The sequence below is a fragment of the Bacteroidota bacterium genome (assembly GCA_018698135.1).
Classification (GTDB): Bacteria; Bacteroidota; Bacteroidia; order CAILMK01; family JAAYUY01; genus JABINZ01.
The window spans coordinates 1-7,431 of sequence record JABINZ010000203.1 but is presented as its reverse complement, the minus strand read 5'-3'; the positions used below and the strand labels follow the sequence as shown (position 1 = coordinate 7,431).

The following is a 7,431-nucleotide window of genomic DNA, read 5'->3' as shown; positions in this document are numbered from 1 at the left end:
TTCTAAATATTATACTCCTGATCAAATGCCAAGACTACCAGATGATGAGAATTTGCCTTCTCATCTAAGAGGGAAATCTGTTGATATTGTCTTAAATCCCCATGGTGTTATTTCGCGTATGAATTTAGGACAACTTCTTGAGACCCAATATTCGCTCGCCATGTCAATGGGATTTCAAGCTCCAACAAATATAGGCACTGCATTTGAACAGTTAGACCATTCCAAACTAAGTAATTTCTTTGAATCAAAACCACCATTTGATAAATATGGCCGTATTGAAATGCAATTTGAAGATGGGAGTTTTACTAACTCTCCTGTGACAATTGGGTACGAGTATTTTACAGTACTCAAACATATCCCATCAAAAAAAGCACATGCTAGGCGCGGTAGAGATAATAGTGATAGGTATAATCAAATTACAGGTCAACCTGTAGGTGGGAAATCAAATAAAGGTGGTCAGCGAATAGGGGAAATGGAATTCTGGGCACTTGCAGGACATCAAGCTAATCATATTATTCATGAGATTTTGACACATAGATCAGACGTTGGAATTGATTCAGACAATTTATATGCACAAACTACACAAGCCATTCATGATCATTTATTTGCATTAGGTTTTAAGTTTGATAAATATGGGAAGGTGAGCGCTGTATCAGGTTCTGATATTCACAATATTTCCAAACCCATTGAAAATAACAAAACCCGTATTCCAGCTATCCAAGGGAGTTTTTGCTGCAAAAAATGTGATTATAAACTATTTGGTGGTGAAAATATTATCTCAGCTGCTGTTGCCCAAAGGTCTCCATTACCAATAATTGATATCAAATTTCTTTTAAAACATTTTGGTTACGAAATTAAACACATACCAGATATTGAATTTCAAAAACCAAAAGTTGGTGCAGGTAAAATAGTTAAAGAATTTAAAATTGAGACAAACAAAGGTGATCTACATTTTAGATTGGATCTAAAACGCAGCGGAGTTAAACTGTTTTTTAAAATCAATGGTGAAGAACTAATAGCAGATCGTCGAATAGGGGATGTATTTAATCTTTCGAAATTACCATCTCTGAGTATTCAGTGTAAAAAACATACATCTGAAATGCTCATCTGTAATGATGCTAAATACCTTGCATTACCAATCCCTGGGGGATTGTATGATGAGAAAATATTTGGTAACACTAGTATAATAGATCCAATTCTAGGTTGGGGATCATTTGTATTGCCTTTTGAATTACAGCACCCTATGTTTAAAAACAACATGCTTAAAGTCATCCCTATTCTCCCAATAAAATACAGGTCCACAAGTACATCTGTTTTTTTGGCAAGATGGGAGGAACATGAAATTACAAGCGCATATTCAAGGATTATTATCAATTGTCTAAAATATGGAAAAACTAATGATAGTGAAAAAAGGGATGAATTAAGAAAATCAACTAAAAATTGGGTTAAATCTTTATATAAAAAAATTAGAAATAGAACTTTTGGAAAAAAAGGAAAATCAAAATTCGGTTTATTAAGAAGGCATGGTTTAGGACGAAGAGTGGATTATTCGGGACGATTAGTCATTGTTCCAGGCCCGTCACTTGGTTGGGATGAGGTTAGTGTCCCTGTAAATGTTCTATCTGTATTATATGGTGATAAAATTTCAGAAACGGTTGAGGATGAAAGCCTTAAAAACTTCTTTTTGAATTTCAGAGATATCAACCATCATATTCATGATGAAGATGCGGCATTAGATGCTATTAATAATTTCTTAAGCAATTCAAATTCCAGAGTACTACTTAATCGCGCTCCATCGCTTCATAAATACAATATTCTATCCTTCAAACCCATACCGCACCAAATTAAGGATGGAATGGTGCTCAAGCTAAATCCAATTGTGTTTAAGGGATTTGGTGCAGATGCCGATGGCGATGAGATGTCGATACATGCATTAATGGATGAGGAAAGTATTGTTGAAGCCGTAAAGCTATCTCCAATACATAAATCAAATATACTCTCTTTAGCTTCTGGTGAACCAATTCTTGATTTCGATCAGGATTTTGTACTGGGTAATTTCCTATTAAATGAAGAAACGAAATCAGAAGGAATTTCCAGGGTAAAACAGCTAATCAAAAAAGAAAAAGATTATCATGAAATAATCCTGTCAGAAATGCGTGCATCATTTGATGAAGTGACAAGAGATGGCGTTTCCTTTAGCTTCTTAGAACTATTGAAATGCAAATTCTCTAAGAAAGAAATAGAAATTTTAATGTCTGCAAATTCAGATAATATTAATTCTGAATTAGAAGATGCAGTCAAAATTAAGCTTGAAGAAATTGTTTCAGATAAATCAAACCCAGGATACTATTTTGCGGCAATGGCTTTTAGCGGGGCTCGTGGTAAAAAACAAATAAGACAGGTGCTTGCCGCAAGAGGTTTGTTATCTCCTGGCCTTGTAGGTTTTGAAGCGGATGACAATCAGTTTAAAATTCCGGAGTCACTAGTTGATGGCATGACCCCAGAGAGTTCATATATATCCACATTTAATGCACGAAGCTCTATGATAGATAAGAATATTGGTACTTTCAAAGCTGGATACTTTATGAGAAAACTTGTTCTGGCTTTATGGCCCTGGAGAATTGAAAAAGGAAATTGTGGTTCAAGATCAAATAAGAATTGTGAATTTATACCTAAACGTAAACTTTGTTCAAGTTGTTACGAATCAAATGTACATGATAATTACCCAGCAGGCTTAATAGCTGCCCAATCAATTGGTGAGACCTGCACTCAGCTAACAATGTCAAGTTTCCACTCAGGTGAAAAAGGTATAACCCTATCTGATGTAGAATCAATTTTATCAGATGTACCAAATAATTTCTCAAAATTTTATAAAGACTTAAAAGAGATTTCAGCATTCGAATATATATCGGAGAAGCATTTTTATATTCTATGGCTTGCCATTATTGCATCCCCAAAATCAACTCTAAATAGTGCTATCAAATACGATCAGTCGCCACTTTCATTGGTGGCGGGGATTGACGGGCTTGGGATGATTTCAAAGTTTATACTGGAAAATAATGAAGGTGATAATTTTGATCATCCGATTAAAGAATTAATTCAAAGTGATTGGATAGGATAATAATATGGGTAAACGAAAAAGAATTCGAGAAACAATTCGTGCCCGGGGAACCACCCTTTCACTTGAGCAAAGTCGAAAACAATCCTTGAGCCTGTCCCTACATCAATTGCAAACTACTGTAAGTAAAGTTAACTACGATGAAATAGAGTATCTAAAAGAGTACGATATAGATTTTGATATAAATGATAGCGGAGAGAAAGTAAAGTCTGGATTGTCAACAGAAGGTACAATATCCTTTGAAGAGGTTGAATTTGACAAAGATACTAGATTATCAAGAATATTAAATTTTAAAGATAATTATATTATAACGGTTTATAAAGATAATAGTGGAATTTATAAATGCTACTTCGAGCCGCCTCATTGGATGGTAGCTAAAATAAAACCTGAACATAAACAAGTACTAAATGCAATCATAAGAATTATTCAAAGAATTGCTGACACATTTGAGTTTACACATCAATTGCTATTGGCTGATCCCAAAAATGAATTAGAAAAAATTATAGGAAAGCTAACACAAAAAGAATTTGTTGAATTACTAAACGGTAAGGATAAGATTTTGAACGATGGAGATTTAAGTCTTATTAAAAATAATGTATGGCTTGTATGGGATGATATGAGCCTACCACTTACTGCTTTGTTTGAAAAAAAGAATAAGGAATAGCATGGCTGAATTATTAGGGACTGTTCTTGATGATGTATTATTAATCCAAAATAATAATCTTACAATCAATAAAATTGGAAATAAGATTTTTGATAAACGATCACGAGCTATTAAACGACTTTTTAAGTTGTCTAAAGTCAGGCAAGATAAAGGACTCAATATATTAGAAAGAAGTATGCTACAAACTCTTAGTAATGTTATGGAGATCAAAGCAAATTCCAAATTCAATAGTGATAAAGAATTAATCCGAACAATTTATATTAAATACAAAGATGAAACCAGTAAAAGTATTGACTGTTTGCCAAATAGTAAGAAGAAGGAATTTTATAACGAATTCAAATCTGGATCAATTGAAAGTGGTAATTCATATTTAATTAATAAGGATGGAAAACTAAGTTCTCTCATCGAAGAGAATTTTGATAAGGTTATATTTACAGGCAGTTCAGTTGGACTTGGGATTGCAACAACTACCTTATTAAAAGTTCACTCAAAATCGAAAAATATACCAAAGGTGTTTGGTGGTATACCATTGCTTGGTATTCTAGGAATTCCATTATTGGGAATTGGCGGGGCACTAATTATAGCACTGAATAGTATTTACTCATCACACAAAGGTTATAGAAATTACAAAGGGAAAGGAGTTAAAGAAATTGCCTTGATTACTATGGCACTAGTTCTAAAACATCAGCAAATCGAACAAAATAGTAAAAAAGATAAATATCTGAAATACATTTCAAATTTACTTGCGGTGGGAGAACACTTAAAGAAAGATCTTGACCTTTTGAATAAGGGGGGAGAGATGAAATGACCAATGATAATGAACATAAAAAGAATATTGATCCTAGAGTCCTTGCATATCTTGCCTATGTTGAGAAATTGCAGTTGGCTGTTACTGAAAATCCAATTAGAGGTAATATTAGTCTCGAGGAATTTGAGAAGATAGATAAATTAATCAAGACCTCGATAATTGAGAAAGTGAATAGGGAAAAACTATTAGAAAAAAATAGTATACAAAAAGACGATCCGACCTTAAAAGATGATTCTGATCTAGCGTACAATAAAAAAACAAATCTATTATCTCTAAATGAAAAAGAATTCATGAAAGCTTTTTTTAAAAATCATGGGATATTATCGCGAAACAGGAAGATGTTGTATATATTCGAACGTATCGTACGATTCCGTAAAGGAATAGAAGTCATTATTACCGGAGAAACAGGAACTGGAAAAGAAGGCATTGCCAAAGCGTTCCACCGGCTTTCGAAAAGACCTGGAAAATTAAGAGTAGTAAATGCAGCAGAGATGACAGGAGATCTTTTTAAGGACAAGTTAATGGGACATGTAAAGGGTGCATTTGCAGGTGCCTATGAACCTAGAGCCGGAGAAATTGAGCTGGCACACAATGGTACTCTTTTTTTAGATGAAATTGGCGACATTGATCCTGAAATTCAAGAAGAGTTACTTAGAGTATTGCAGGAAAAAACTGTCCAAAGAGATGGAAGCCCTAAAATTTATAAAGTCAATTTTAGGTTGTTAAGTGCCACTAACAAGAATATATCTAACCAAATTAAATTGGGTAAAATGCGAAGTGATTTTGCAGCCAGAATTGCAAGTGGCGTCAGCATAGAGTTACCTCCAATTAAAGACCGATTGTCCGATGTTCCCCTATTAGCACATCATTTTTTTGTAAAAGAGTTATCAATTCTTCAAAAAGAGGATAATACAGAAAATGAACCAATGAAAGAGTATAAACCTGGGATTATGAAATCACAGGAGGATATTAAATTGGACAATTTATCGTTTGAAATCAAACCGGATGACTTTAATTTCCTCATGAAGAAGAATTGGTCTGAGTGGAATATTCGTGGTCTTGAAAAATATATCAGAAAAGTAGCTACGGCTGTTGATAGTTTATTTGGAGATATTAGCCAGCTAGATAAATTATCATTTTTTAAGCTTCTTGAAGATCCCGATGCAGATCTTGATGAATTTGCAAAACTATCAAAGTATAAATCAAATCAAAACTATAAGTTGTTCAAACTTCTTGCTGAAAATAAGTATAGAGATGATCCCACTTCAGAAAACTCTGATGATAAACGTGATGTTTTTATTAGAAAGATTAATACAGTAATCTTACAAATTGGACGAGACGTATCTTACCGGGAAAATTCAATATGTGATATAATAATTTCTCTTCTTGTTGAAAACCATATGATAAATAGATCAGATTTGGAAAGTTACATAAGAAATAAATTATCTCAATTAGTAAACGCAAATATTCTTACCATCGGTAAACTATACTTTAAGAAGGAAGCCCCTAATGCTATTAAAGAGTTAAAACAAATTCGTGTGGACTTAATTTCTAATTAAATTCTGCAAAAAGGATATATAGTTGCGGAAATTGTTTTAAATATTTAAATAAAATTCCGCAGAAAATGATATTTTCCACAACTCAATTTGTAGAGAATTATTGTTGTAATTAATATTGTAAAGAATTGATAACGCACATCGCGCGTTCGACAAATCCAACTTTTCGACCAAATACCATCCCTAAAATCCAGACGTAATTTTAATTCCCATATAATGTTTTTGCGAGTTCCATATACCCAATGAATAGTTAATACTTCCGCAATGCGGATTTTCTATCTATTCAAGAGGCGTGGGAATTTATCCTACCCAAATCAAATCATTACAACGTATCGATTCCAACATAGCTTTGATTCAGTAATTTGAACCATTGGTTGGAGCCCGAACTGATATCATTCGATAGCAGTCTGGTCGATACATTCTCCCTTAAATATTAATCATTAAGTTATAAAGTTCAACTGCAGTTCCATGCGACGAGGTAATGATTTGGCAAACTTTTAATTCATTAGGAAAACAATATGAATGAAAAGAAGACAAGTACCTATGATGGTACCAATAGACCGTCCTTACGGATGGTAGAAGTTATTACCACTTCCAAAATAGCTGAAACTCAGCTTAACAAGATCGAGCTAAGAGGTAAATATCTCATCGCTCGTCACACTGAGCTTTCCGAGAAAGCTAGTAAATCAAAAGATGCTAAAGATCTTCGAAGTTTCCGAAAAGAGGATGAATCGATCTTGGCAGAATTTGAGACGCTGAAGGGTGCTAAGATAGCAACTGCTGAACGTGTTGAAGTGCTCAAGGCATCAGAAGATGATGTTGAAAGTTACAAGTATGACACCATCACTTGGTAATAACGGACGGATAAACAAAAAAGGGCGGATTTATTTCCGTCCTTTTTTTTTACATAGGATTTTTTAAATGAAAGAAAAAGGTATAAGAAAAAAGGAGGCCGACATGGAAAAATTATTAAGATATCGAGATGCTGCAGAGCTGCTGAGTGCCTCCGAGAGGAGCATTCGACGGTGGGTAGTTGAAAAAGATATAAAAACAGTAAGAATTGGTAGGTGCATTAGAATTCCTGAATCAGAGATGAAGAAATTCATAGATGGGGAATGTAATGTACAAACCCAGATTAATAAATTCACATTAGAAGGAGGTTGATATGGCTTCTGTTAGAAAAATTCCAGGCAGATCAGTTGAGACATATGTAATCGACTTTCAAGATCCATTTACTGAGATAAGGAAACGAAAAATCTTCAAGGGATCTAAATCCAATGCCAAT

General features: G+C 33.8%; 6 protein-coding genes. All 6 read left to right on the top strand.

Features of this window, described 5'->3' with window-relative positions; all coding sequences use genetic code 11:
- A partial coding sequence (locus tag HOG71_13215) for a hypothetical protein (protein ID MBT5991804.1) occupies window positions 1-3,121 on the top strand: 3,121 nt, incomplete at its 5' end.
- Between the two features lie 4 nt (window positions 3,122-3,125).
- On the top strand, window positions 3,126-3,782 hold the full coding sequence (locus HOG71_13210) for a hypothetical protein (protein ID MBT5991803.1): 657 nt from the start codon (window positions 3,126-3,128) through the stop codon (window positions 3,780-3,782).
- Window position 3,783: 1 nt separating this feature from the next.
- Complete coding sequence (locus HOG71_13205) at window positions 3,784-4,590, top strand: hypothetical protein (GenBank protein MBT5991802.1); 807 nt, start codon at window positions 3,784-3,786, stop codon at window positions 4,588-4,590.
- The gene (locus tag HOG71_13200) at window positions 4,587-6,149 is read left to right on the top strand and encodes a sigma-54-dependent Fis family transcriptional regulator (GenBank protein MBT5991801.1); all 1,563 of its coding nucleotides are present in this window, start codon (window positions 4,587-4,589) and stop codon (window positions 6,147-6,149) included. Before HOG71_13205 ends, HOG71_13200 begins: the two co-directional genes overlap by 4 nt.
- Window positions 6,150-6,664: 515 nt before the next feature.
- Window positions 6,665-7,000, top strand: coding sequence for a hypothetical protein (locus HOG71_13195; GenBank protein ID MBT5991800.1), 336 nt, complete (start codon window positions 6,665-6,667; stop codon window positions 6,998-7,000).
- Window positions 7,001-7,103: 103 nt separating this feature from the next.
- A complete protein-coding gene (locus HOG71_13190; GenBank protein ID MBT5991799.1) occupies window positions 7,104-7,310 on the top strand; it encodes a helix-turn-helix domain-containing protein in 207 nt (68 codons plus the stop codon).
- The last annotated feature ends 121 nt before the right edge of the window (window positions 7,311-7,431 follow it).